Genomic DNA, 23,499 nt, shown 5'->3' on the forward strand with positions numbered 1-23,499 from the left:
GACGTCGTCGTCGCGGTCGGCGGGGGCAGCGTCATCGACACGGCGAAGTGCGCGACGCTGCTGAAGACGAACGACGGGCCCCTTCCGGAGTACGAGGTGAACACGCCTGAAGACGTGACAGCCGGCAGTATCGAGAACCACACCCATCCGCTGATCACGATTCCGACGACGGCCGGGACCGGGAGCGAGGTGGACTACTGGGCGGTGATCACCGCTCCGGACCGTGAGTTCAAGATGGCGATCGGCCAACCGCCCCTGTACCCGGACGGCCCGTATCTCGGTGCCGACGTATCGCTCGTCGATCCGGAACTGACGGCGTCGCTCCCGCCGCGACAGACCGCCGCCACGGGATTCGACGCGTTCTCACACGCCCTGGAAAACCACGTCGCGGCGGGCGCGCCCGAACTGGTCAAGCCCTACACGCGGCACGTGATGGGGCTCGTCCCGGAGCACCTCCCAGACGCCTACGAAACGGGCGCGATGGAGGCCCGCGAACAGCTCCTGTTCGGGTCGCATATGGCGGGCTTCTGTGAGAACTTCGCCGGATTCGGAGCGATCCACTCGCTGGCGGAGGTGACCGGGGGAATGTATCCGGAGATTCCGCACGGCGAGGCGATCGCCGTGTTCACGCCGCCGGTGATGCGGTACAACCTCGAAGAATACCCCGCTCGGCACGCGGAGGTGGCCGAGGCGATGGGCGTCGACGTGTCTGGACGCTCCGACGTCGAGGCCGCGCACGCGGCGGTCGAGGCCGTCGAGGCCCTCATCGACGAGGTCGATCTCCCGACGAGCCTCGAAGAACTCGGCGTCGATCGGGGCGACCTCCCCGCGATCGCCGAAAAATCACTCGACACGATCGAGATCCACGACAACCCGCGTGCGGCTGACGCCGAGGACCTCCTCGAAGTCGCAGAGGACGCGTACTGACCGGCTCTCGCACCAGGGTGTCCGTCTTGGCACCCGGTTCGGCTGCCGACTCCCGGTGCACACCCGTGGTCAGGCGAGCTCGCTGTCGATCTGCTGCCGAAGTTCCTCGGCGGTAATCTGATACACGTTGTTCCCGCGGTCGTCACGACGGCGAATCGCACTCGCACACTCGACCCCGTCGATCACGAACGCCCACGTGCTGGGATGACTCGGCTCCTCGCTGACCAGTTCCACCGTCACGCCGTACTCGGACTCGACCGCGGCGAGGACTTCGTGAACGTACGTCCCGTCCAGAAGGCGCGACGGCTCGTACTCCGGCAGCCCCAGTTCGTCCCGGAGTTCGGCGTTTTTTTGCCACCAGTCGGGTCTCTCGGAGGAACCCATACGCCGCGATTACGGATCCGGTCAGGTAGTCTTTACGACGGTGGGGGACCCACTCGCGCCAGCGAAGCGGACCCGACGAGAGTGAAGCAGCCTGCCGCAGCGGCGAATCGTCACCAGTGCAGAAAAAGCGTTATATAATCCCTCGTCGAAACGTGCAACTGGATGTCACAGAGAGCCGCCCACGCGTTAGCGGAGACCACGGTCGTGGACACAGACGTTCACATCACTGTCCCCGAAGAAACGATCGCAACGTACCTCGAGGAGCCGTACCGTTCGAGCATCACCGACTCGCCGCACCCGATGTTCCCCTCAAGCAGTTGGGATCAACGGATGGGCGGCAAGATCGACGACTACTTCTCGACGTTCACTGGGCCCGAAGACGTCAGAGAGTTCCAGGCGGACTTCGAGATCGAGTATCCGATCATCAACACCTTCGAACCGCTCGGAAAGTTCTCCCAGCCAGACTTGGCGATGAGTCTGATGCGGGCGTACAACGACCTCCTGCTCGACAAGTTCCTCGACGACTACGACTTTCTCGGGTTGGCGGCCGTGGCGACACAGCGGCCGAGAGAGGCCGCCGAGGAGATCGAACGGATCGGTGACAACGACCAGATCGTCGGTCTCTATCTCGGGACGAGCGGCGAGTACCCGCCCCTCGGCGATCCGTCGAACGATCCCATTTACAGAGCCGCCGAAGACCACGACCTGCCCATCGTGTTCCACGGGAACGGGGAAGAGTTCATGTTCGACTTCCCGTTGCACAACAAGGGGTTCAACAACTACTTTGAGGTCCAGTCGCTCGGCCACCCGTGGCAGCAGATGGCGACGATGGCCAGCGTTATCGGCGAAGGCGTCCCGGCGAAGTTCCCCGATCTCAACTTCGTCTTCCTGGAGGCGGGGATCGGGTGGGTGCCGTATATGATGCATCGGATGAACAAGATCTATCGGATGCGTCGGAGCGAGGTCCCGCTCCTCGAGCAGTCCCCCGAGGAGTACATCCGCGATCAGTTCTACATCGGGTCACAGCCGCTCGGTGAGCCCAACCGGTCCGAGGATATGAAACGCATCATCGAGACGCTCGGAGCGGATATGCTGATGTTCGCGACCGATTACCCACACTGGGACTTCGATCACCTCGAAGAGCTAGATAAGTACTTACAGCACTACTTCACCGAAACGGAACGGCAGCAGATCCTCTACGAGACGCCGGCCGAAGCGTTCGGGCTGTCGATCTAATCAGCAGGGGAGACACTATATGAGTGAACACACCGTCGCAACGGTCGGTGAACTGAACGATGGCGACAGAAAACTGGTCGAAGTCGAGGGACGAGAGATCGCCCTGTTTCGGACTGATGGCGAGTTCCGAGCCTACACCAACTGGTGTATCCACCAAGGAGGGCCTGCTTGTGAGGGCAGCGTCACGGGGACTAGCGACGCGGAGTTCGATCGCGAGGAACTGGAAACCGAACTCCAGTGGTGTAAGGAAGGAGAGGTGCTGAACTGTCCGTGGCACGGCTGGGAGTACGACATACCGACGGGCGAGTGCCTCTCGAAGGAGGGAGCGAAACTTCCCGCACATCCGGTACGAGTCGAAGACGAGGAAGTCGTCGTCTCACTGTAGCGGAACGAAGGGTATCGGATTCGCGGCAGCGGTTCCGCAGCAACTCGATTCGCTGTCCGGCACACGACTGGTGCTCAGCCCCCAATCATCAGCCATATAGAAAAAGAATTAAATAGTGTTATCAGTATTTCCGAGTGTATGGCTAACACACGCCGAGATGTCCTCAAGCGAGGCCTTGCCGCGTCCGGAGCGACCGTCCTTGGATCCCTGGCCGGGTGTACAGGAACGCTCACCGGCGGGGGGTCGACCACGACTGTGACCGCCGCATCGATGCAGTGGACCGAAGCCGAACTGATGGGATATCTCGGGTTCGAGTCGATCAAAGCGAACACCGAGGCAGAGATCGAAGACGAACTGTCCCTCGGGGGGTCGATGCAGTGCTTCCAGGCGCTCAACAACGGGGAGATCGGGTTTTATCACCTCTACACGGCCGGTGCGTACGCGACGATTCCCCCGAAGCACGACGAGATTCCGAGCGATCCCGAGGAAGTATACCAGCAAGCGAAGCAGGAGATGCAGGAGGAACACGACCTCCGGTACCTGCAGCGCGCCAACTTCAACAACACGTACGCCCTCGCTGTCCGTCCGGGCTGGCAGGAGGAGACGGGCGTCGAGACGATCAGTGACCTCGCAGACTATCTCAACAGCGGAAACACCGACATTACCGTCGTGCTGGGTCCAGAGTTCGCCGAACGTGAAGACGGCTGGCCGGGAGTCACCGACTCGTACGGATTCACCGGGGCGGCCGAGGAACTGAACATCAGAAAAATCGGGGCGAATCTCACGTATCAGGTCCTCGGCGAGGGCGAAGCGGACGTCGGGATGGTCTTCACGACGAACCCAAAGATCCAGCAGTACGACCTGGTCGTCCTGGAGGACGACCAGAACTTCTTCGCCCCGTACAACCCGGCGCCGCTCGCCAGTCCGGACGCCGTGCCGTCAGGGTCCGCCGTCGAAGAGGCGCTCAACGCGCCGATGGCCGCACTCAGCAGCGAAGAGAAGGTAATCGAGCTGAACGCTCGAATCGCTCTCGATGGAGAGGACGTCCAAGACGTGGCTGTCGACTTCTTAGAGAGCGAGGGGATCATCTAACTGATGAGCGCAGCGCACCTGGGCGTGGTGCCGTTGTTCATATCGCCGTACCTCGAGTTCGTGGTCCAGAACGTCGATCAGTTGTTCGCCCGACTGATCGAACACATCCTGATCACGGCCGAGACGGTGCTGATCGCGGTGCCGATCGGGGTCAGCCTCGGGGTGCTGATCACGTACAACGACCGGGCAGCGACGGCGGTGCTGTGGCTAGCCGGTATCGCAATGACGATTCCGAGTCTGGCGGCGTTCGGACTGCTCGTCCCGTTCTTGGGGATCGGGAGCGATCCGGTCGTGTTCACACTGATACTCTACTCACAACTGCCGGTCATCAGGAACACGTACGTCGGCCTGACGGGTGTCGAGGAGGCGACCAAGGAGGCCGGCAAGGGACTCGGGATGACCCGCCAACAGCGCCTCAGGCGGATCCAGATTCCGATGGCGCTGCCGATTATCCTCGCTGGGGTCCGCAACGCCGTGGTCATCGTGGTCGGCGTCGCCGCAGTCGGAGCGTACATCGGCGCCGGCGGCCTCGGAGAGTTCATCTTCAATGGCATCAGGCAAGGTGATTCGGTGATGATCGTCGTCGCGACGATCATCGTCTCGCTGTTGGCACTCGTTGCCGACTACGGGATCGCCACTGTCGAACAACTGCTCCGGATCCGCAACGGCGAACAGGTCGAACAGCGGGCCAGCACACAGCTCATACAGAAGGCACGATAATGATCGAATTCGAAGACGTTACGAAGGTATACGCGGACGGGACCGAAGCCATAGACGGGATCAACTTCACTGTCGAGGAGGGCACCACGACCGTACTCGTCGGCCCATCCGGTTGCGGGAAGACCACCAGTATGAAACTGGTGAACAGGCTCGAAGAGCCCACCGAAGGGACGGTGTACGTCAACGGAACCGATAATCAGGAACTCGACAAGATCGACCTCCGGCGGGGGATCGGGTACGTTATCCAGGAGATCGGCCTGTTCGATCATTTGACCGTCGGTGAAAACATCGCGACGGTTCCGGAACTGGTCGGCTGGGACCAATCGAGGATCGACGACCGCGTCGACGAGCTGCTGGAACTGATGGATCTCTCGCCGGAGTACCGAGACCAGTATCCGCGCGAACTCTCGGGTGGGCAGCGGCAACGAATCGGTGTCGCCCGAGCCCTCGCCGCCGATCCGGATATCCTGCTGATGGACGAACCGTTCGGTGCACTCGATCCCATCACCCGGGAGAATCTGCAAGACGAGTTCCTCCAGATTCAAGACCGGATCAACACGACCATCCTGTTCGTCACCCACAGCATCGACGAGGCGCTCAAGATGGGCGATCGGATCGCCATCTTCGACGTCGGCGAAGTCGTCCAGTACGACACGCCGGCGGAGATCCTCTCCAATCCGAAAAACGAATTCGTCGAGAACTTCATCGGAGAGAATCAGACGTTCAAGCAGCTCTCGATCACACCCGTCCGCGAAGTAATGGACGACCCACAAGCCTACGAGTCGGCCGAATCAGAGGTGGCACCCGCAGCCGACGGTGGAGAGTACTACAGCATCTCACCCGATAGCTCACTGCAGGTCGGCTTGACGCGGTTGTTGAGTATCGAGCACACCACACTTCCGGTCGTCGACGGTGGTGAGGTCGTCGGCTTCCTCACCGAGGACCACGTCCGGTCGTACTTCGATTCTGCGGGGGAGCCGTAGTATGGCTGGCGTGATCTCTACCTCACTCAGTGGAATCCGGTACCTGCTGGACAATCTCCCGGAGTTCTGGCAGCTACTGGCGGAACATCTGGTCCTGGTGGTAGCGTCGGAAATCATCGCCATCTCGATCGCTGTGCCGCTGGGAGTCATTGCTGCCCGGCACGAGAAGCTGAAGAGTCCGATCCTCTCGGTTGGCAACGTGGCGCAGACAGTGCCACCGCTGGCCATCATTGCGCTGATGTTTCCGATTCTCGGCCTCGGGTTTCTGCCATCGTTCGTCGCCCTGTTCATTTATGCGCTGCTCCCGGTCCTCGTTAACACGATTACGGGGCTAGAGAGCGTGGACGAGGGGACGATCGACGCGGCGAAAGGAATGGGGATGACACAGAACGAGCGCCTGACCAAGATCCGCTTTCCGCTGGCGCTGCCGATCATCTTCGCGGGAATCCGCACGAGCACCGTGATCAACGTCGGGACGGCCTATCTGGCCTTCTTCATCGGCGGCGGCGGCCTGGGTGCCTGGGTCATCAGTGGCATCAACCTATTCAATATGCCGCAGGTGTTCGCCGGTGCGATCTCCGGTGCGGTACTCGCTATCTCTCTCGACCTGTTGTTGGCGGCGGTCGAGAGCCGCCTGGGCAACTCGGGCCCGGCCTCTGCACAGGTGGCAGCGTAAGTTCGGCCGGACCCGCCTTCGGAGCCACGAACTGCTGACTCGCTGGACGCTCTGGTTTCCTCCGCTTCACGCTCGATAGATTGTTTGTTCGGGATCCCGAGAGTGTCTAGAGATGAGCAAATTTTCTATCAGTCTGCAGTATATATTTAGAATGTGTAATAAATGTACATACGGACTCGTATAGGGGATTTGTCGCTGACGGTCTGCGCGTCGAACTACCGCCATCGATCACTGACTAGCCGCCTTACGAGTACGGGATGAACGCTCACTAAGGGTTCACGGATCGCTCGTCACGATGCGAAGTCAGTGAAGAAAATATTTCCCGCTTGACCCAAAATAAACCGGAAAGATACTCGTGTTTCACAGTACAATTATGTAGTTTAGTTCGACTCGCCGTCAGCCGCAGCCAGGGGAAGACTGCCGGACGATAGCGGCGGTTGATACGACGTCTGCGCGTCGTCTGTGGCCGCCGCGCGGCCGGCGCTCTCAGATTCGACAGTGGTGTGGCTTCCCGCGTCGGTTTCCACGCCACGACTCCCGGAGCCGCCTCGTTGGTTGCGACTCGATACTAATAGCGGGTATCCGCGGTGTCGTTCGCAAGCCGCAATGGGACGCGGATCCCCGAGTGGTCCCGAGTGGTCCGGAGGTCCCCTCAGGGTGTCACATCCGGATGGGTCGCCCGAATCGAACGGTCTGAGTCGGAGCGTGCTCCCCGCCGTGACACGGTCGGCTGCGCTCGGCGCATCATCGGGTTCCCTTTGTGAGTACCCGGCGTGCGGCGGAACCCTTACCGCCCCGGCGACCACTGCTGGTGGTATGCAGGCGGTCCCAGAGACACCGGAGTTGACGCTGTCATCTGATCTGACAGGACACCTCTGGATCCAGGAACTTCCCACGGGTGGGTGGCTCCGGTTTCAGGTGACGGCTGGCGGCGGACTCGAGTTCGGCACGCCGGAGGGGACAGGTGTGACCGCTACAGCGGTACCTCCCCCGTATCGTCGGGCCGCCTTGCAGGTCCGCGGCGCGATCGACCGGGAGGCGATGCGAACCGCGACTGATGACCCCGCCGCGATCACGTTCGTCGGCCGCGCCACGTGGAACGACGGCATCGCGTACCCGTGGCAGGAACTTCCGGCGTTTCTCGGCACGGACGTCTGGACCGACGAGCGGGCGCAGTATCTGTCGCCGGATATGGCGACGAGTGCGTTCGACCGACTTGGCCTCCCGACGCCCCCCGCAATCGTGAAGGAACAGCCCGCCGCCCACACCGATATCGCCCGGTACACGGAGGCCGAGGAGTTTCCCTCGTCGGCTTGGCGCGACGGCCGCGCGGCCGGCGTGCTCATCCGCGATAAGACCGGGACCCGTGCGCAGGCGTGGCGTCCCAGAGTGACCGAGGCGGGATCGGCGCACGATGCCCAGTCGGCCGAGTCGCTGGCCGAACAGTACGCGACGGAAGCTCGCCTCGCGGCTGTGGTCGACCGCCTGCAGAACGCCGGAGAGGCCCCGTCGGTCGAGACCGTGCGTGACCGGGTCGTCGCCGACATCGCCCGAGAGCACTACCCCGTGTTGTACCACGACGGTGCTCCCGTGGTGTCGATGCGGGCGTTCGAGTCTGCGGTCGCCGAGACCGTCCACCGATACCTCGCAAGTGAATCGTAAATGAGGGACCTGTGGGGAACGCGGTGGCGACGACCGATCTCGGGCGAAATCACGAGGAGGGTCCCACAGAGCTACGCGTGTGGATCTTGGCCGGGGGAACTGACCGTCCGAGAAACAGCCCGGGCGTTTCCGAAATATAAATCCGCCAGACGGCGTATGGCCAACCGTGACCCAACTGTGAACCGACCGTCGTGTCGATGTCGTCCGCAGCAGCGATCGGGCAACGACCGCGGGCAGTTGTGGCGTCCGCGCCGGAACCTGAGGCCGAGATGAGTTTTCGGAATCGGCTGGAACCGGAGGCCCTGCTCGTCGCGATTTCCGGCTTCGGCATCACGCGGTTGTTCGTCGCGGAGACGCTTCGCATCGACGCGGCTCTCCCGTTTTTGATCGCGGGACTGCTCCCGCTCGTCGTGGGACTCGGCCTGTGTCTCTACGGCGTCGCCCTCGCCGTCGGGCCATTCGCTCCGGCGTACGTACGCACCGTCGCACGCTGGCACCTCCTCGGCGTCGCGACGATGGCGGCCATCTTCGGGATCACGGCTGTCGATCAACTGCTTCGAACCGGGGTCGTCACTGTCGGTCAGGACGCGCCGCTCCTCTTCGCAAACGTGCTTCTCGGGGGCGCGGTCGGCGGGACCCTCACCGGCATCCAGTCGGGACGATCCCTCCGGCAGCAGCGGGAGATCCGACGGTCGGCGAACCGCGCGTTGCTCGTCAACCGACTGCTGCAACACGAAGTCATCAACTCGATCACCATCATCGGCGGGCACGCCGACGTGCTGCAGAACACCGACGGCGACCGCCCGGAGTCGACAGCGGCGATCAGGCGGGCCGTCGATCGGATTCGTGAGACGGTCGACGAAGTCGGCATCGTCGCACGAGATGCCGAGGGCTCGGACCGAAGCGACCTCGAACAGATCATCAGGACCGAAGTGGCGGCGCTCCGGGAGGAACACGACGTCGACCCCGACATCGTCATCGACGCGGAGGACACGACCACCGTCGGCGACGATCGGCTCTCGCTCGTCGTTCGGGAGTTGCTGACGAACGCCGTTACACACGGCGCGTCGCCGACCGTCACGGTTCGCGAGCGGGCCAACGCGCTGGAACTCACGGTTGGCAACGACGGGCCGGGGCTCCCACCGGGACAGCGGACGTTGCTCGAGTCGGGAGAGTTCCCCGAGTTCGACGACCCCTCGGCGGGGTTCGGTCTCCAGATCATCCGCTTGCTCGTGACGCAGTTCGGCGGCGACATCCGAGTGGCGTCGGGAGACGACGGGACCGATCGCACGCGGATCACCGTCGCGCTGCCGCGTACCGAACGAGAGCAGTTGCGTCCGGAGACGATCGGACTCGGGATCTCGACTGTCATCGGAGCCATCGTGGCCGGCGTCCTCGGCGGCATCGCGATGGGGGCGTACTTTCAGTCCGCGACGGGGGTGCTGCCGGTCATCGGGTCGCTGTACGGGATCGAGAGTCCACTGGTGGGATGGATCACCCACCTCTTTCACAGCGCCATCTTCGGGCTGTTTTTCGCCGCCGGGACTGCGACGCCTGCAATCAGACGGTTCGCGTCCGGACCACTCAGGTCCGCAGCGCTGGGTGTCCTCTGGGGTGTGGTACTCTGGTTCGTCGCCGCAGGAGTTCTGATGCCGCTCTGGCTCGGCGTGCTCGGGATTCCGGCCCCCGTCCCGAACCTCTCAGTCAACGGGTTCGTCGCCCACGTACTCTGGGGAGCGGTGATGGGGTTCTCCTATCGCGTGGTGAGTGCGGCCAGCCCCGGACGACTCGTGCCGCAGAAGACGTGAGGGCACCTGGTGTCGGTATCGACCGGCGAGTCGTGAGGGCGGTCGGCGTCGGTATCGACCGGCGAGTCGTGACCCGGCGGTGCGGCAGGCCACCCAGCCGCGGTCGCCGCCGTCGTCAGGTTCGCTCCGAATCTCTCAGTATTCCCGAAGAACGGCTCGAATAGCTCGGCGGTTTTCGCACGGACGGGGAGTCGGGCCGGCGTCGCTGTGCGGTCAGACGCTCGCGACGATCGAGACGTAGCTCACCTGTCCGGCCTCGACCGCGGCTTCGAGTTCCTCGATGGCGTCCAGCGCGCGCTGCCCCCGCTCGCCCAGCAGGCCGAGGATTCCCTCGTAGTCGACGCGGTCAGTCACCCGGTCGCGCAGTGCGAGGAGTTCGTCGTGGTGGTCGTCCACTGTCTCGACGTCGAACCCGGCGTCGCGGAGTCGGGCCAGGAATCGGTCGCGACTCCGCGTCCCGGTCAGACAGAGGGCCTCGGCCATCCGGTCGGGGATCGCTGGCCCCTCGCCGTCGACCACGACGTCCGAGAGGGCGAGGCGACCGCCGGAGTCCAGCACGCGGTGAGCCTCCTCGAGCGCCGCCGGCAGCTCAGTGAGACAGAGGACACACTCCGCGAGGAGGACGTCCACCGACTCATCCGCGACGGGGAGCGCCGTGGCGTCGCCCCCGATCGTTCGGTCAGCACTCCGCGAGGGGTCGGGGTCGACGCCGACCGCGGTAGCCCCGCGCTGGCGTGCGACCGTTAGCGCGTGACCGGCACCGCAGCCGACGTCCAGCAGGCGTGTCTCGGAATCGACGTGGGCTCGATCGAGCAACTGCGCCGTCGCCTCGATGCCGCCGGGATGCAGGGGGCCATCGAGGACGGTGTCGAGTGTACCCCACGGGTTCGCGAGCGCGGCGTCGAGCAGTCCGTCCATCAGTCACACCCGTCGCCGCACCCGTCGGTGGGACACCCGCCGTCGGGAGCCGTCTCCCCGCCCCGATAGGCCGCAGCGTCGCCACGCGCTGTGAGCGAGTCGTCGACGGCGTCCTTTCCGCCCCAGTCGTTGCGATTCCGGAGCGCGTACACCCCGTCCTCGGTCGTCATATTGTGTCCGCAGAAGGGGACTAGCTCCCCATCGGTGGTGGGAACGGAGAGACAACAGTTGCTCAGTCGGTCGAGGTCGGCCGCGTCCGCGTCCATAAATCCGGTAAACGACACGGGAACGACCTCGTCGAACAGTCCCTCGACGCCGCCGGGCACGTCGACGCCACAGCACCCGGCGGTCTTGCACGCCCACTCCTCTCCCGCGGCGGTGCCGGCGAGTAACTCCATATAATCGCCTTCGTCGACCATCCCCGACAGGGCGTCCCAGAGGTGGTCGTCGACGTACTGCGTGAGTGGCACGAACTCGTCGACGTCGGCGGACGTCTCCGCACAGCCACAGGTAGCCGAGTCCTCGGCAGCGTCGGCAGTCCCTGTCGGGTCCGTCTCGCGCGGAACGAACGCGGTTCCGATCTGACAGTACGCCGAACAACAGGGGGCAGGTAACAGGTCCCGGGGATCGAGCGTCTCGATCTGTGTGGCCAGCAGTCGGGTCGCCTCGTCGAGGGCGAATCGGCCCTCGTCCTGGTCGTAGCGGCCGAAGTGCGCCACCGGCTGGAAGTTGACAGAGCGAACGACGTCGCGGTTCTCCAGCGCGAATCTGACGATGTCGCCCATCTCGTGGTCGTTGACCCCGGGGACGACCGTCGGGACCAACACCACCGGTAGGTCGGCGGCGCGACAGGCGTCGATGGCGGCGTGCTTCTCCTCGACGAGGTCGACCTCGCGAATCTGCTCGTACGTCTCACTCGTCAGGCCGTCGAACTGCAGGTAGATCGCCGTCACGCCGGCGTCCGCGAGTCGTTCGGCGTAGCCGTCCGCTGTCGCCAACCGGATCCCGTTGGTGTTCACTTCGACGTGATCGATGCCTTTGCTCTGAGCGCGCTCGACGAGTTCGGGGAGGTCGTCTCTGACGGTGGGTTCGCCACCGGAGAACTGAATCGGGCGACCGCCGGCAGCGGCCACCGTCTCGAGGAGCGCGTCGATGTCCTCGTCGGACCGGTGCGCGCCGCCGGGACCGGAACTGGCGAAGCAGTACGAGCACGAGAGGTTACAATCCTCGGTCACCTCGACGACGGCCAGGCACGCGTGGTCGGGATCGACGGTCAGGTCACCGTCGTACTCCGGGTTCGGCCCGAACTCCGCGGCCCACTCCCAGTGATCCAGTGACCCCCAGACCTGTCGGGTGGCCGTCCCGTGCTCGGGGCACTCGCGGGTGAGAAAGACCCCGTCGCCGCGCGTCTCGTACTGGCCGGGGACCGCCTCGAGACAGTCCGGGCAGAGACTCGTCGTCGTCGCAAGCGTGTCACTCTCTTGCACGTTGGTCAGGAGGGTTGCGGTATAATAATCGTGCCGGGGGTGTGCAGCGGGCAGACGATACCGGGTATCGCTGCCGGGTCCCGTCGGTACCACAGCGCCCAACCCTTATTTCGAGTGGGTCCGGACAGGCCGTATGCCCCGCACAGAAGCGCGCTCGCAGCCATCTGCGCCACCAGATGAGTCGCCGACGGCGCTCGCTCGGGGGCTGCTCGTCGCCTGCAAGCGCGGCGACGCGACCGACCGATATCGGAGTGCGCTCGCGGCGCTCACCGAGGACGAACTCGGCCGGGTCAGGACCGACCGACAGACCGCGCTGGCGTTCTGGCTCAACTGTTACAACGCCGGCACGCAACTCTTGCTGGCGGAACGGCCCGACCGCTACGAGAGTCCGTTCCGGTTCGTTCGGTTCTTCCACGCGCCGGCCCTAACCGTCGGGGGGTCCTCGTTGCCGCTGGATCGTATCGAGAACGGGATTCTCCGCGGGGGTCGATCGAAGTACGGCCTGGGCTACCTCCCGAAACTGTACGTCACTTCCGTCGAGCGGCGGTATCGGCTGGACGAGTGCGACCCCCGGATCCACTTCGCGCTGAACTGTGGCGCGGAGAGTTGCCCGGCCATCCGCGAATACGAGCCGGATCGAGTCGACGAACAACTCGACCGGGCGACTCGCCACTACCTCGATTCGGAGGTGACGTACGATCCGGACTCGGGTGTCGTCTCCGTCCCTCGCGTGTTCCTGTGGTTCCGCGGCGACTTCGGTGGACGGTCGGGAATCCGGTCGTTCCTCCGCTCGTACGGGGCGCTTCCGGACGGCGCTCGACCGAAGATCCGCTATCAGTCGTGGGACTGGTCGAAAGCGGCCGGCGCGTACGCCGAGTAGCCACCTGCACGGTTTTCACCGTCGGATGTTACTATTGCTGTATGGCCACGCACGTGCGAGACTTCACGCTCCCGAACGTCTCCGTCGGTCCGGACCCGTTCTCGCTCGCTGGGCTCTCCGACGACGTCTCCTTCGTCGTCCTCTTCTTTCAGCGGGATCACTACTGTACCAACTGTCGGAAGCAAGTCCAAGCCCTCGCTGCGCGGATCGACGAGTTCAGAGAGCGCGACGCCGAGATCGTCTCGATCGTTCCGGAACCCGTCGATCGCGTCGAGTCCTGGCAGGAGACGTACGATCTCCCGTACCCGCTGTTGGCCGATCCGCAAGCGGAAGCGGGGGACGCGTACGACCAGCCCGTCCGGTTCGGGATTCTGGGGAAAGTTTCCGACTTCTTCGGTCGGATGCCGGCGGTCGTCATCGTCGACAGACGCGGGGCCGACCCCGAGATCGCGTACGTTCACAAGGGATCCTCGACGTTCGACAGGCCCGAGATCGACGACCTGCTCGCGGAACTCGAAGCGCTCCGGACCGCCGAGTGATGGCCCCGCGGCCTCGACGCCGCCCGGCCACTTCGGCGTCATCGGGGGAAAACATCTCTGGGCCGGTGCTAGCGAAGGGGCCCGCAGGTTCCTCGTCGTGGCGCTTCGCACCGTCGTCGACTTCCGTCTGGTCGGCGGCGGATTCGGCGGACGATGAGCACCGACCGAGCGGCTCAGGTGTCAGACAGATCGAGCGAGTAGATGCGTTGTCTGGCGTCGACAAAGGAAATCTGTGACGTGACGAGGTCGTGTTCTTCCAGTTGGGTGAGCGCGTATCGAACGGTGCGCGGCGGGAGGAGCGTCAGTTCGGCGAGTTCCGACTGTGTGCTGTCGCCCTCGTATTCGAGCGTCTTCACGACCAGTTTCGCGCTCGGGGGCAGGTCGCGGAGGACGCTCGAGGCGTCCTGAGCCGCGAGGGGTCCTTGATCCTGGATCATTATCATTCCCCACGGACGGAACCGTCTTAATACACTATTGCCCGTGCGATTCGATCACACAACCGTCGGACTCCCCGCCAGCGCTCTACGCCCGACAGGGTGAGTGTTCTGCGGCGGTGGGTGAGACGGCGACAGGTTCGGTCACCGTGAGGCCGTCGTGCGACTCTCGGGATGCGCGGTCAGTGACGGACGATCATCCCCGTCGCATAGACCCATATTTCAGTTGTGATAATGGATAAGTAGTATTTTGAGGGTCTGTTCGTATTTCGACAATGTATGGCAGAGACTGTACTCGAAGAAGCTGACGCATACACCGCAAAATGGGACCCGGAACTCGAGATTCCGATCTTCAAGTGGGAGGGGTTCGTCGCCGGAGACGAATTCCGGGAGAACGCCCGTCGGTGGGAAGAGATTATGGCGGATCGTGGTGTCGAAAGGTACATCGTCGACACGCGGGAAATTGACGCGCACGATGACGCTGACAAGCAGTGGCTTGCGGAGACCTGGGTGCCTGCGCTCGTCGATATCGGAATTCGCCGCGGTGCTGGTGTCTACGGTGAATCGACGCTCGCCAGTATGGAGATGGAACAGGTAGAAGAGGAACTGAGCGCGATCCATCCGGAGTACGAATTCCGTGTGTTCCCGACTGCGGAGGAAGCGAAAGACTGGTTGGCCTCCCAGTAACGCGGTCACAATCGCTCACGCTCCAGTGCTCCGTCGTGACACGCCAACGGGCCACGTCGTCGCCGCTCGGGTATTCACTGTTGACTGTCGTCGAGTCGCCCGAATTGGTCACGAGGAGCCCATTGAAGACAACGCCCTGAGCCAGGCGTACGATATCCACTGCCCGCTTGCCAACCGTTTCCATTTCCCGCCACTTTTTGTGTCGAAACTTCGATACGTATGGGCCTGACTATCGGTTATCGGTCTTCGAATATCAAATTTGAGTATCAGGGGTAATGTTTATCACGGTCTCTTCTAACTAGCGGGTATGGTAACACTGGGGGCACTCGAACCCGGAGAACTAGTACTGTTGACCGTCGCACTCGTCGGGGTAATCCCGGTGGCCCTCAGATACAGTGACGAGGCCAAGTGGTTCACCGTCGGATACTGCTGTCTGGTCATCGGCGCCATCGCGACGAACGCGGAGGCGCTTTTCCTCGGTGACCTGCTGAACTTCGTCGAACACGGCGTCGGGTTGCTCGGATCGGGGCTGGCGTTCGCCTACGCAGCCTACGAGCGTCGGGAGTCGCTCCTCGGTGCGGGAAGCGCGGGGAGTGAGACCCCAGAGGCGACGGAGGTCGCGGAGGGATAACCGATGGTTTCGATCGTTGCCCTCATAGACGTCGTGGCGGTCGCCGCCTTCGGAGCCGCCGTGGTGATTTCGATTCGCAATTACCGTGACTTCGAGCTGGAGGCCGGGTTCTGGTCGAACGTCGCCTTCGGGAGTCTCCTGGGGGCGATGTGGACCGGCGTCGTCGCGCTGGAGTGGCTCGGCATCAGCGGGTCCTTCTGGGACCTGCTGAGTCTGCTCCTGTTGTCGATCACGATTGGCGTGTTCGCGATCACCTCGACCGGGTCGCTGTCGTCGGTCGTCGAGCTGAAGACGGAGCGACAGCGCGTCGAGCGCGAGCGGCAGAAGGCGCAGGGAGCGAAAGAGGACGCACAGGACCTGAACCGGGCGCTCGAATCGAAGGCGACCGCGTTCGGCAGGACGATGTCGGCGGCTGCGGACGGCGATCTGACCCAGCGGATGGATCGGGAGAGCCAGAGCGAAGCGATGACCGAGATCGCCGAATCGTTCAACGCGATGATGGCGGACTTCGAGTCGACGATGGCAGGGATCCGGGAGTTCTCCACTGAGGTCGTCGACGAGGCCGGGAACGTCGGTAACAGCGCCCGCGAGGTCGAATCGGCCAGTCAACTGGTCAGCGAATCCGTGCAGGACATCGCCACGAACAATTCCAGACAGACCGAGAGCCTCGAGACGGTTTCCAACGAGATGAACGACCTCTCGGCGACCGTCGAAGAGGTCGCGTCCTCGGCCGACGAGGTCGCGACGACGGCCGAAGAGGCGACGAGACGCGGCGAGAACGGCCGCGAAAATGCGACCGAAGCGATCGAAGCGATGACTGAGATCGAAGCGACGAGCGAGCGGACCGTCGAAGAGATCGAGTCGCTTGAATCGCAGATGACCGCCATCGGCGACATCGTGGACCTGATCGACGACATCGCCGAACAGACGAACCTCCTGGCGCTGAACGCGTCGATCGAGGCCGCTCGTGCGGGCGAGGCCGGCGAGGGCTTCGCCGTCGTCGCCGACGAGATCAAAGATCTCGCGATGGAGGTCGGCGAGGCAACTCGGAAGATCGAAGAGCGGATCGGGGACGTCGAAGCATCGACTTCGGATGCGGTCGACGAAATTCAGGAGATGCGCTCGGAGGTGACCGGGGGCGCGGACACGATCGAAGAGACCGTCGAGGCGCTCGGCGACATCACCGAGTACGTCGAATCGATCAACGACAGCATCCAGGAGGTCAGTCGGGCGACTGACGAACAGGCCGCCTCGGCACAGGAAGTCGTCGCGATGGTCGACGAGGTCGTCGAGGACAGCCAACAGACCGTCGAGAAGACCGAAAATGTCTCTGCTGCCGCCGAGGAGCAGGCGGCATCCCTCAGCGAGGTCTCGACCGGCGTCGACGTCCTCGCCGATCGAGCCTCGACCCTCGAAGACGAACTTGCGACGTTCGAGATCGAAGCCGGTGCCGACGAGGACGACTCGCTGACGGTCGATGCGGGGAGCGCCGACAGCACGCGTGCCGCGGCCGACGGTGGAGATTGGACCTTCGACAACGCCAATTCGTCCTGACCCGTCGGCCGTTCAGCCACTGGGTGAGGCACCGGGTGCGGCGTTTGGGTGTGCTTCCGTGTCTCCGCATCGTGGAGGAGCAAGAGTGTCGTATCCGGACAGCGGTGTTTCCTTGATCGTGCCGTCGGTTAGGACGCGAGATCGGCCGACTGCTGGAGCCACTCTTCGCGAGGCGGGCCTCAGTGACGATTCGGCGTGTCGCTCGTGGCCTGGTCGGGAGAGTCGCTGAACCGCACGACCAGTTCCTCCGTCGTAACTGCGTAGACGGTCATCTCTTTGCCTTTTTCTGAGTACCACGTCCCGACTGGCGCGACGAGATCGACCTCGTGGAGCCGATCTAGGTGGTACGTGACGTTCTGAATCGACTGCCCGATCGCGGTGGCGACGTCCGAAGCCGTCCCCGGTTCGTCCTCGAGCGTGTTCAGGATCTCCTGGGCAGTGTCCGATGAGAGCACCTGTAGCAGATCGGAGTGTGTCTCTCCGTCGAGGACGACGTCGGTCTGTTTCTGCGGGGCGTGTTCGACTGTCGGTTCGTGGGGGAATGCGCTGGACATTGGTTGCAGGGCTCTATCGTTCTGTTTGTTCGGTCCAGTCCGAACAAACGAATCAAACGATTTAATACTTACGGAGCCCTTACCAGAGATATGACCCAAGAGAGAACTCATCACGTCGGGAACCAAGGGGCCTCATATGAGTGAAGGGAACCGTCCGCTCGCACGTGAACGCGTCATCGAATCGCTGGAACAATCGGCCGAGGTGTACGGATTGAGTCGGAGCGCTGGACGGATCTACGGGGTTCTTTATTTCGCCACCGATCCGCTCTCGATCCCTGAACTCGTCGAAGAGACCGGGTACGCGAAATCGACAGTGAGCAACGTGACGCGGACGCTCACACGGATCGGACTGATCCACCGTCGCTCTTCGGAGGGCGGTGGCCGGCGCGTCCGCTTCAGCGCCGAACAGGAGATCTGGTTCATTCTACAGGACGTCTTTCAGCAGTACATCCAGCGCGAAATTCAGACGACGCTGCGGACCATCAAACGAGCCGAAGCGCAACTGTCGGAACCGGAGTCGCACGAAGGGGAGCGAATCAGGGAGCTCCGTGCGACGTACGAAGACCTCGAAGAGATCACCCGACTGGCCACGGATCTCTCCGCCGCGGAACTTCGAGCGGCACTCGAAGCGTACGAGCGGTGACCGACCTCGACGGTGGGGGTCGGGCCGTCCCGTCGGCGCTCGCCCGCGCCGTCGGTCACCAGTAGACGGTGTACGTACAGCGGTCGTCCCCGTTCCGCCGGCAGCCGGATCCGGTCTCCTCGATGAACACGAACGAGTCCATCGACGCGTACTGTTTTGCCACCCCTCTGATGAGCCCACGATCGAACGGACAGGGATACGGATTGTGGCACGTCATCGTGCCGGCCTGGTCGTCCGTCTGCTCGAAGCGATACCACCCGATCGCTCCGCCTCGATGGTTCCGCTGATACGCCTCGTCGATCGACTGCAGCCCGGCTGGAACCGTATCGAAGTCGTTCGGCCACTCGGCGACCTCGGGAATCTGTTCGCCGAGCCGATCCAAGACGTGTGGCTGCAACTCGTCGGCGATCGCCTCGAACGCATTCAACCACGCCTGTTGGGGATACCACTCGTCGGGTGCTGGGTCCGTGATCCCCTCCTCAGCGAGGGCACGCAACGCGCGCTCCTGATACGACGCGGAGAACTTCCCCATCCCTTCTTTCACGATTGTCAGGACCGTTTGCCCGTTGATTTCGACGTCCGGGTCAAACGCTTCGTACGAGGCCATTACACCAGAATTTCAGGCGGCCCGACATAAATCCGGCAGGTATAGTAGCGTGTGCAAGTCTTCACTCGCACGATCGCACAACGGCATGCGATCGGCTGCGCAATCAGTTGCAAACGCTACTAGATGCTCCCTGTGCCCTCTCGGGAACCCACGGTCCGTCTTAATCGAAGTCACGTTCTCTCACTATTCCGGGATTACCCGTGATAGTTCATATGTTCGATACTTACTGTCAGCCCCTAGATGATCTAATAATTCCCGATCAAAGACACCAGATAGCCGATATCTGAGAGGAAATTTGCGTATCGTATCGAACCAGTGAATAGATATATTTCTCGTTATATCGCGTCTGTACCGGACACCTGAACACACACGTGCCGGGATGGTCAGCCCTCAGCACTCGGCACCCCCACGCGAGTCGCCGGGGCGGTTGCTGGCGAGCCACGCACCGATTCGACTACCGAGTTCGCCGACGAGCGCCGCGAGGCCGAATCCCAGCGCGCCGACGGCGATGACGAATCCACCAGTGAGTAGCGTCGCGCTCGTCAGGAACCACGCCGGTCCGGCCAACCCCGCAGTCGCCGCGACGATGTCGAAGACGACCCACAGCACCGGGAGGCCGCCGATCACGCCGACCTTGGCTCCGACGCCGGTCGGGGTGCAGTCCGCCCGCACGGTGAGGTATCCGGCGAGAATTCCACCAAACACCAGTGCGTTTAACGAGAGTTCGGACCCCGTCTGCCAGTAACTGAGAGTGGTGAACGGGAGCGAAGCGAGTCCGCCGACGAGCGCGTACCGCCACTGGTCGGCGTCACGGAGGGAGGGGAGACCGTTGTCGAACATCGGATGATTCCCGCTTCGGTAGCGAAGCGGATAATGCACCTGATGAATACAATATGTATTTGACCGTTCACTCGGTGTCGAGGGGTCTCTCTCCGTGTTTCTCGACGAACAGCGGCTGACTGGATGTACATAACTCCGGCGGCGAGTGTGCGATCAACCCTCCATATGACTCACGTTTCACCCCACTGGCGGGCCGCGCTGCTCGGCGCGATCGCCTCCCTCCCCCGTGACGGCTGTGCTGAACGGGCTGCCGAACGCTGAAGCGACCGTCGTCGGTAGCGTGATGATCTTCGGCGCGTTCGTCGCCGGCGCCATCGCCGCGCGCCGCTCGATAGACCCGGGTGCCGTCGGCCTGCGGACCGGATTCCTGGGTGGCATCGTCGCAATAGGGGTCTTTCTCGGCACCAGCGGGATAGCGGCGACCTGGTCGCCCGCGCGGACCGCCTTCTTCGTCGTCGCGGGCGGGGTGGTGCTCTGCGTCGCTCCGATATTCGGGCTCGGTTGCGGTCGCGTCGGTGGCTGGGTGGCGAGCCTCGGTACCTCGTATCGGACGGCATAGCGGACCCATCACTCCGGTCAGTGGGAAGTATGCCTGAGACCGTTCGATCTCTCCACGCGGCGCAGGCCCTCTGAGCCGACGGTCTCGCGGCCCTCGCGACATCGTCTCGTCACGGTGATGAGTTCTCCGTCGCCCGGGGGGTGACGCAGCCCCCGCGAGCCCCTCGGTCACCCTCTGCGGAGTGGACGCCCAGCGCCGTCAGAGATGACCACTCGCGGGGACGGCGGACAGCCGTCAGCGACAGTGGCACCCGGTCCTGCGCGTGAGACGGATCGTCAGAGAACAGGTGAACGAAGGGGTGCCCGCGCGTCTGACCGGATTACGACACGACCCAAATCCATATATTTGGTGAGTTGGAAGTGGACGACACTATCGAACGTATGCCGATCATCGCGAAGGTGTATTTCTCACACCCAGATATGGCGTTGGCAAACGTCATCTCGTCATTCCCGGACACGAACATCCGTGTGCTACAGGAAGTGAGCACGGATCCGGTGAGTGACAACTCCTTCTTCGTCGTCGAAACCGAGCAGACCGAGGCCCTCGAACGTGAACTCTCCGCGGATCACACCGTCGAAGAGGCACAGCGCGTGTCGAGTTACGAGGACTGGCCCGTCTACAGCATCAGGTTCACGCCCGAGACGCTACTTCTCGGGTCGGTCGTGACCGAGCAGAACGGCTTCGCGCTCGATGCGTACCAGTACGAGGGCGGGTGGATCGAACGGTGGCAACTGCCCGACAGAGAGTCCTTGCAGTCCGTCTGGGAGTACGCGAACGATCAGTCGTTCGACTTCGATATTCACAAGGTTTACCAGATCTCTGAGAGCAACGGGCAGGACGACACCACCATCACGGACAAACAGCGAACTGCACTGCTATACGCCTACGACAACGGCTACTTCGAGAAGCCCCGCGGCACGACGCTCGAAGAGATCGCAGACGCCCTGGATATCTCCACCACGGCAGCCAGCGGACGGATCTATCGCGGGATGAAGAACCTGATCGAGTCCTCGATGAAGGATCTCTCCTCGTGACGCGACTCAAGTTACCCGTCAGGTGATCACCCCAGTCGGCCGAGCGGTCGCCGAGCCGGCGCCGCCGACGCGTTCGGACCGGGACGCGAACTTTCTTGCGGACGCGGGATGAACCGTCGTGATGAATGGTATCACGCACGCTGAACGTCCGGACGGGGAGGCGTCTGCCGACGTCACGTCGCGCCTGGGGGAGATGGTGAGGACCGCTCGACCCAGTCGTCGGTGCGACGCGCAGTGCCGACCCAGCGAGAACGCCTGTGGCCCCCAATGAGTGAGGACGGGCGGCCCCGCGTCCTCGCCGTCGACGACGAACCGAACGTCGCGAAGGCGTACGCGATCTACCTGAAAGAAGCGTACGACGTCGAGACGGCAACCGACGGCGAGTCTGCGCTGGCGGCGGTCGACGACTCGATCGACGTCGTCCTCCTTGACCGGCGGATGCCGGACCTGACTGGTGACGAGGTGCTCCGGCGGCTCCGAGACCGCGGATACGACGGGCAGGTCGCACTGATCACCGCAGTCGACCCACAGCTCGACGTACTCGAGCTCGACTGTGATCTGTACCTGACGAAACCGGTCACCAAGGCCGACCTCGTCGATGCGGTCGACCAGTTGGTGCAGGTCGGCCAATACGATGGACGCGTCCGGGAGCAGTTCAGACTCGCGCAGATCCGAGTGGCGGTCGAAGCGGGCGTCGACCCATCGAAACTCGCAACCAGCGAGGAGTACGACGCGCTCCTCGAGCGGCTTGCGGAACTGAGCGAGCAGACCGAGGCGGTCGCAGAACTGATGCACGAGGAGACGTTCGCGGCGGCCTTCCGCGATCTCCCGGACCCCTCGGGAACGTAGCGATCACGTCCCGGGGGCACCCCGGCGGGTTCCATAGGGGTGTTCTCGCGAGGGTCGACCTCCGAAGAACGGTGGTCGAGACGCTTCGACGGGAGAGGAAACTCCAGCCGTGGGTCGGCCAGCCAGCGCCAATCAACAACGGTTTTGCCTCTCGATGGCGCTTCGGAGAGGTATGCACGCGATCACCAACAGCGGGTGGATCGAGGTCGTCACGGGGTCGATGTTCTCGGGCAAGACCGAGGAGATCCTCCGACGGCTCAGGCGGGCAGAGATCGCGGGCCAGGAGATCGCGGCGTTCAAACCCGCTGTCGACGACCGCTACGGTGAGGCGACCGTCGGTTCGCACGTCGGACGGCAGTGGGACGCGACGGTCGTTCCGGGCGAGGACGAGGGCGTCTGGGAGATCCGTGAGGCGCTCGACGGCGAGGACGTCGTCGCGATCGACGAGGCGAACTTCTTCGACGCGGAACTCGTCGAGGTCTGTCAGCGGCTGGCCGACGAAGGACGGCGCGTACTGATCTCCGGCATCGATCAGACGTACCGCGGCGAGCCGTTCGAGCCCCTCCCGCAGTTGATGGCCGTCGCCGAGTACGTCGACAAACTGCAAGCGATCTGTGCGCAGTGTGGCGAGCCGGCGACGCGGAATCAACGGCTCGTCGACGGGCAACCTGCGCACGTGGACGACCCGACGATCGTCGTCGGCGCCGAGGAGTCCTACGAGGCCCGCTGCCGGAACTGTCATACCCTTCGGCGCGACTAACTGAGGTATACTGTGACGACCTGGGTAGCCGATCCGGAGGGCGGACGGGACAGAGGACCGCGGGGGATCGCACGCGCGTGGGTGGAAGTACTCGTCCGCCCCCGACAGTTCTTCACGAACGGGGTCGCCCCCGGGGATCAGGCACCCGGACTGGTCTTCGCCGTCACCGTCGCCGTGGCGTATACGATCGGATTGTTCTGGTTCGTGCCCGAGCGGATTCCGAGCCTCGCTGGTGGTCCCGGCGTCTCAGCCGCCATCGCGATCGCGGCAGTGACGCTCGTGATCGCGCCCGCGACGCTTCACCTGACGGCCGCGCTGCAGACCGTGATACTCATCCTGCTCGTCGACGACCGGGCCGGCGTGAGTGAGACGGTACAGGTGATCGGGTACGCGGCCGCGCCGTGCGTCGTCGCCGGCGTCGACGTCCCAGCGGTCCGGTTCGTCAGCGTGCTCTACGCCGCGGCGCTACTCGTGATCGGCCTCCGGGAAGTCCACGAGACGACAACGGCCCGCGCGCTGCTCGCAGGCGCGATTCCCGCCGTGTTGCTCTTCGGAACGGCCTTCGGCGGTATCCCGGCCGGCGAGGCGCTGCTCCGCGCGGCCGGACTGATCTGATCGGTCGCCCGGGGAGCGATGACCGTTCGATAGCC

At 63.6% G+C, this 23,499-nt stretch carries 27 protein-coding genes; 20 read left to right on the forward strand and 7 right to left on the reverse strand.

The genetic code is table 11. From position 1 onward, the window contains the following. On the forward strand, positions 1–927 hold a 927-nt coding region (locus BLU74_RS13440; RefSeq protein ID WP_139175777.1), incomplete at its 5' end, for an iron-containing alcohol dehydrogenase. Positions 928–996: 69 nt separating this feature from the next. Here the strand turns inward: BLU74_RS13440 and BLU74_RS13445 are convergent. Further along, positions 997–1,311, reverse strand: coding sequence for a hypothetical protein (locus tag BLU74_RS13445; protein ID WP_089768194.1), 315 nt, complete (start codon positions 1,309–1,311; stop codon positions 997–999). Between the two features lie 162 nt (positions 1,312–1,473). Here BLU74_RS13445 and BLU74_RS13450 point away from each other — a divergent pair, with 162 nt between their 5' ends. From BLU74_RS13450 to BLU74_RS13485, 8 genes are all read left to right on the forward strand, one after another. After that, a complete protein-coding gene (locus BLU74_RS13450; RefSeq protein ID WP_089768197.1) occupies positions 1,474–2,547 on the forward strand; it encodes an amidohydrolase family protein in 1,074 nt (357 codons plus the stop codon). A 19-nt stretch (positions 2,548–2,566) separates the two neighbouring features. After that, the gene (locus BLU74_RS13455; protein WP_089768200.1) at positions 2,567–2,932 is read left to right on the forward strand and encodes a Rieske (2Fe-2S) protein; all 366 of its coding nucleotides are present in this window, start codon (positions 2,567–2,569) and stop codon (positions 2,930–2,932) included. A 138-nt stretch (positions 2,933–3,070) separates the two neighbouring features. Next, positions 3,071–4,024, forward strand: coding sequence for a glycine betaine ABC transporter substrate-binding protein (locus BLU74_RS13460; RefSeq protein ID WP_089768202.1), 954 nt, complete (start codon positions 3,071–3,073; stop codon positions 4,022–4,024). A gap of 3 nt (positions 4,025–4,027) precedes the next feature. Next, complete coding sequence (locus BLU74_RS13465; protein WP_089768205.1) at positions 4,028–4,744, forward strand: ABC transporter permease; 717 nt, start codon at positions 4,028–4,030, stop codon at positions 4,742–4,744. After that, the gene (locus BLU74_RS13470) at positions 4,744–5,727 is read left to right on the forward strand and encodes an ABC transporter ATP-binding protein (protein ID WP_089768207.1); all 984 of its coding nucleotides are present in this window, start codon (positions 4,744–4,746) and stop codon (positions 5,725–5,727) included. Before BLU74_RS13465 ends, BLU74_RS13470 begins: the two co-directional genes overlap by 1 nt. A 1-nt stretch (position 5,728) precedes the next feature. Continuing rightward, positions 5,729–6,403 carry an ABC transporter permease gene (locus tag BLU74_RS13475; RefSeq protein ID WP_089768209.1) on the forward strand — a complete coding sequence of 225 codons (675 nt, stop codon included), beginning with the start codon at positions 5,729–5,731 and terminating at the stop codon, positions 6,401–6,403. Between the two features lie 816 nt (positions 6,404–7,219). Next, positions 7,220–8,065, forward strand: a complete 846-nt coding sequence (locus BLU74_RS13480; protein ID WP_089768212.1) for a hypothetical protein — start codon at positions 7,220–7,222, stop codon at positions 8,063–8,065. A gap of 269 nt (positions 8,066–8,334) precedes the next feature. After that, entirely contained in the window at positions 8,335–9,873 is a 1,539-nt protein-coding gene (locus BLU74_RS13485; RefSeq protein WP_175454656.1) for an ATP-binding protein, read from the forward strand. A 213-nt stretch (positions 9,874–10,086) separates the two neighbouring features. Here the strand turns inward: BLU74_RS13485 and BLU74_RS13490 are convergent, their stop codons facing one another. Continuing rightward, positions 10,087–10,791, reverse strand: a complete 705-nt coding sequence (locus BLU74_RS13490; protein ID WP_089768217.1) for a methyltransferase domain-containing protein — start codon at positions 10,789–10,791, stop codon at positions 10,087–10,089. Continuing rightward, positions 10,791–12,278 carry a radical SAM protein gene (locus BLU74_RS13495; RefSeq protein WP_245705805.1) on the reverse strand — a complete coding sequence of 496 codons (1,488 nt, stop codon included), beginning with the start codon at positions 12,276–12,278 and terminating at the stop codon, positions 10,791–10,793. The genes BLU74_RS13490 and BLU74_RS13495 overlap by 1 nt, the downstream gene beginning before the upstream one ends. A 133-nt stretch (positions 12,279–12,411) precedes the next feature. Between BLU74_RS13495 and BLU74_RS13500 the strand changes: the two genes are divergently transcribed. After that, on the forward strand, positions 12,412–13,158 hold the full coding sequence (locus BLU74_RS13500) for a DUF547 domain-containing protein (RefSeq protein WP_089768429.1): 747 nt from the start codon (positions 12,412–12,414) through the stop codon (positions 13,156–13,158). A 41-nt stretch (positions 13,159–13,199) separates the two neighbouring features. Then, on the forward strand, positions 13,200–13,697 hold the full coding sequence (locus BLU74_RS13505) for a peroxiredoxin family protein (RefSeq protein WP_089768219.1): 498 nt from the start codon (positions 13,200–13,202) through the stop codon (positions 13,695–13,697). Between the two features lie 173 nt (positions 13,698–13,870). Here the strand turns inward: BLU74_RS13505 and BLU74_RS13510 are convergent, their stop codons facing one another. Continuing rightward, positions 13,871–14,134 (reverse strand): MarR family winged helix-turn-helix transcriptional regulator, encoded by a 264-nt coding sequence (locus BLU74_RS13510; protein WP_245705806.1) that lies wholly within the window; start codon positions 14,132–14,134, stop codon positions 13,871–13,873. Positions 14,135–14,410: 276 nt separating this feature from the next. On the opposite strand from BLU74_RS13510, the gene BLU74_RS13515 reads away from it, so the two are divergent. The 3 genes from BLU74_RS13515 (at position 14,411) to BLU74_RS13525 (ending at position 17,003) form a co-directional block, all read left to right on the forward strand. After that, positions 14,411–14,818: a hypothetical protein gene (locus tag BLU74_RS13515; protein WP_089768224.1), complete on the forward strand. Its 408-nt coding sequence runs from the start codon at positions 14,411–14,413 to the stop codon at positions 14,816–14,818. Positions 14,819–15,125: 307 nt separating this feature from the next. Beyond that, positions 15,126–15,449 carry a hypothetical protein gene (locus tag BLU74_RS13520; protein WP_089768227.1) on the forward strand — a complete coding sequence of 108 codons (324 nt, stop codon included), beginning with the start codon at positions 15,126–15,128 and terminating at the stop codon, positions 15,447–15,449. A gap of 3 nt (positions 15,450–15,452) precedes the next feature. Next, on the forward strand, positions 15,453–17,003 hold the full coding sequence (locus tag BLU74_RS13525; protein WP_089768229.1) for a methyl-accepting chemotaxis protein: 1,551 nt from the start codon (positions 15,453–15,455) through the stop codon (positions 17,001–17,003). Between the two features lie 179 nt (positions 17,004–17,182). Here the strand turns inward: BLU74_RS13525 and BLU74_RS13530 are convergent, their stop codons facing one another. Continuing rightward, positions 17,183–17,557 carry an ArsR/SmtB family transcription factor gene (locus tag BLU74_RS13530; RefSeq protein WP_089768231.1) on the reverse strand — a complete coding sequence of 125 codons (375 nt, stop codon included), beginning with the start codon at positions 17,555–17,557 and terminating at the stop codon, positions 17,183–17,185. 136 nt (positions 17,558–17,693) lie between these two features. On the opposite strand from BLU74_RS13530, the gene BLU74_RS13535 reads away from it, so the two are divergent. Beyond that, positions 17,694–18,200, forward strand: coding sequence for a GbsR/MarR family transcriptional regulator (locus BLU74_RS13535; RefSeq protein ID WP_089768234.1), 507 nt, complete (start codon positions 17,694–17,696; stop codon positions 18,198–18,200). Between the two features lie 55 nt (positions 18,201–18,255). Here BLU74_RS13535 and BLU74_RS13540 read toward each other — a convergent pair whose 3' ends face one another. Then, on the reverse strand, positions 18,256–18,807 hold the full coding sequence (locus tag BLU74_RS13540) for a hypothetical protein (protein WP_089768236.1): 552 nt from the start codon (positions 18,805–18,807) through the stop codon (positions 18,256–18,258). A 390-nt stretch (positions 18,808–19,197) separates the two neighbouring features. Next, the gene (locus tag BLU74_RS13545; protein ID WP_089768239.1) at positions 19,198–19,647 is read right to left on the reverse strand and encodes a DUF5518 domain-containing protein; all 450 of its coding nucleotides are present in this window, start codon (positions 19,645–19,647) and stop codon (positions 19,198–19,200) included. 235 nt (positions 19,648–19,882) lie between these two features. Between BLU74_RS13545 and BLU74_RS13550 the strand changes: the two genes are divergently transcribed. The 5 genes from BLU74_RS13550 to BLU74_RS13570 all read left to right on the forward strand — a co-directional run bounded on the left by BLU74_RS13550 (position 19,883) and on the right by BLU74_RS13570 (position 23,464). Beyond that, positions 19,883–20,206, forward strand: a complete 324-nt coding sequence (locus tag BLU74_RS13550) for a hypothetical protein (RefSeq protein WP_245705807.1) — start codon at positions 19,883–19,885, stop codon at positions 20,204–20,206. Positions 20,207–20,586: 380 nt separating this feature from the next. Continuing rightward, positions 20,587–21,240, forward strand: coding sequence for a helix-turn-helix domain-containing protein (locus tag BLU74_RS13555; protein ID WP_139175779.1), 654 nt, complete (start codon positions 20,587–20,589; stop codon positions 21,238–21,240). Positions 21,241–21,507: 267 nt separating this feature from the next. After that, positions 21,508–22,089 carry a response regulator transcription factor gene (locus BLU74_RS13560; RefSeq protein ID WP_089768244.1) on the forward strand — a complete coding sequence of 194 codons (582 nt, stop codon included), beginning with the start codon at positions 21,508–21,510 and terminating at the stop codon, positions 22,087–22,089. Positions 22,090–22,261: 172 nt separating this feature from the next. Next, on the forward strand, positions 22,262–22,849 hold the full coding sequence (locus tag BLU74_RS13565; protein ID WP_089768246.1) for a thymidine kinase: 588 nt from the start codon (positions 22,262–22,264) through the stop codon (positions 22,847–22,849). A 12-nt stretch (positions 22,850–22,861) separates the two neighbouring features. Then, positions 22,862–23,464: a YIP1 family protein gene (locus tag BLU74_RS13570; RefSeq protein ID WP_089768248.1), complete on the forward strand. Its 603-nt coding sequence runs from the start codon at positions 22,862–22,864 to the stop codon at positions 23,462–23,464. The last annotated feature ends 35 nt before the right edge of the window (positions 23,465–23,499 follow it).

The organism is Halobellus clavatus, assembly GCF_900107195.1.
GTDB classification, from domain to species: domain Archaea; phylum Halobacteriota; class Halobacteria; order Halobacteriales; family Haloferacaceae; genus Haloquadratum; species Haloquadratum clavatum.

What these genes read in the sequence shown, in the direction of transcription:
- BLU74_RS13485 (WP_175454656.1), top strand. Translation starts at nt 8,335, where the DNA reads ATGAGTTTTCGGAATCGGCTGGAACCGGAGGCCCTGCTCGTCGCGATT.
- BLU74_RS13565 (WP_089768246.1), top strand. Translation starts at nt 22,262, where the DNA reads ATGCACGCGATCACCAACAGCGGGTGGATCGAGGTCGTCACGGGGTCG.
- BLU74_RS13540 (WP_089768236.1), bottom strand. Translation starts at nt 18,807, where the DNA reads ATGGCCTCGTACGAAGCGTTTGACCCGGACGTCGAAATCAACGGGCAA.
- BLU74_RS13490 (WP_089768217.1), bottom strand. Translation starts at nt 10,791, where the DNA reads ATGGACGGACTGCTCGACGCCGCGCTCGCGAACCCGTGGGGTACACTC.
- BLU74_RS13560 (WP_089768244.1), top strand. Translation starts at nt 21,508, where the DNA reads ATGAGTGAGGACGGGCGGCCCCGCGTCCTCGCCGTCGACGACGAACCG.
- BLU74_RS13520 (WP_089768227.1), top strand. Translation starts at nt 15,126, where the DNA reads ATGGTAACACTGGGGGCACTCGAACCCGGAGAACTAGTACTGTTGACC.
- BLU74_RS13465 (WP_089768205.1), top strand. Translation starts at nt 4,028, where the DNA reads ATGAGCGCAGCGCACCTGGGCGTGGTGCCGTTGTTCATATCGCCGTAC.
- BLU74_RS13525 (WP_089768229.1), top strand. Translation starts at nt 15,453, where the DNA reads ATGGTTTCGATCGTTGCCCTCATAGACGTCGTGGCGGTCGCCGCCTTC.
- BLU74_RS13475 (WP_089768209.1), top strand. Translation starts at nt 5,729, where the DNA reads ATGGCTGGCGTGATCTCTACCTCACTCAGTGGAATCCGGTACCTGCTG.
- BLU74_RS13455 (WP_089768200.1), top strand. Translation starts at nt 2,567, where the DNA reads ATGAGTGAACACACCGTCGCAACGGTCGGTGAACTGAACGATGGCGAC.
- BLU74_RS13500 (WP_089768429.1), top strand. Translation starts at nt 12,412, where the DNA reads ATGCCCCGCACAGAAGCGCGCTCGCAGCCATCTGCGCCACCAGATGAG.
- BLU74_RS13555 (WP_139175779.1), top strand. Translation starts at nt 20,587, where the DNA reads ATGCCGATCATCGCGAAGGTGTATTTCTCACACCCAGATATGGCGTTG.
- BLU74_RS13515 (WP_089768224.1), top strand. Translation starts at nt 14,411, where the DNA reads ATGGCAGAGACTGTACTCGAAGAAGCTGACGCATACACCGCAAAATGG.
- BLU74_RS13510 (WP_245705806.1), bottom strand. Translation starts at nt 14,134, where the DNA reads ATGATCCAGGATCAAGGACCCCTCGCGGCTCAGGACGCCTCGAGCGTC.
- BLU74_RS13460 (WP_089768202.1), top strand. Translation starts at nt 3,071, where the DNA reads ATGGCTAACACACGCCGAGATGTCCTCAAGCGAGGCCTTGCCGCGTCC.
- BLU74_RS13470 (WP_089768207.1), top strand. Translation starts at nt 4,744, where the DNA reads ATGATCGAATTCGAAGACGTTACGAAGGTATACGCGGACGGGACCGAA.
- BLU74_RS13480 (WP_089768212.1), top strand. Translation starts at nt 7,220, where the DNA reads ATGCAGGCGGTCCCAGAGACACCGGAGTTGACGCTGTCATCTGATCTG.
- BLU74_RS13450 (WP_089768197.1), top strand. Translation starts at nt 1,474, where the DNA reads ATGTCACAGAGAGCCGCCCACGCGTTAGCGGAGACCACGGTCGTGGAC.
- BLU74_RS13545 (WP_089768239.1), bottom strand. Translation starts at nt 19,647, where the DNA reads ATGTTCGACAACGGTCTCCCCTCCCTCCGTGACGCCGACCAGTGGCGG.
- BLU74_RS13445 (WP_089768194.1), bottom strand. Translation starts at nt 1,311, where the DNA reads ATGGGTTCCTCCGAGAGACCCGACTGGTGGCAAAAAAACGCCGAACTC.
- BLU74_RS13530 (WP_089768231.1), bottom strand. Translation starts at nt 17,557, where the DNA reads ATGTCCAGCGCATTCCCCCACGAACCGACAGTCGAACACGCCCCGCAG.
- BLU74_RS13505 (WP_089768219.1), top strand. Translation starts at nt 13,200, where the DNA reads ATGGCCACGCACGTGCGAGACTTCACGCTCCCGAACGTCTCCGTCGGT.
- BLU74_RS13535 (WP_089768234.1), top strand. Translation starts at nt 17,694, where the DNA reads ATGAGTGAAGGGAACCGTCCGCTCGCACGTGAACGCGTCATCGAATCG.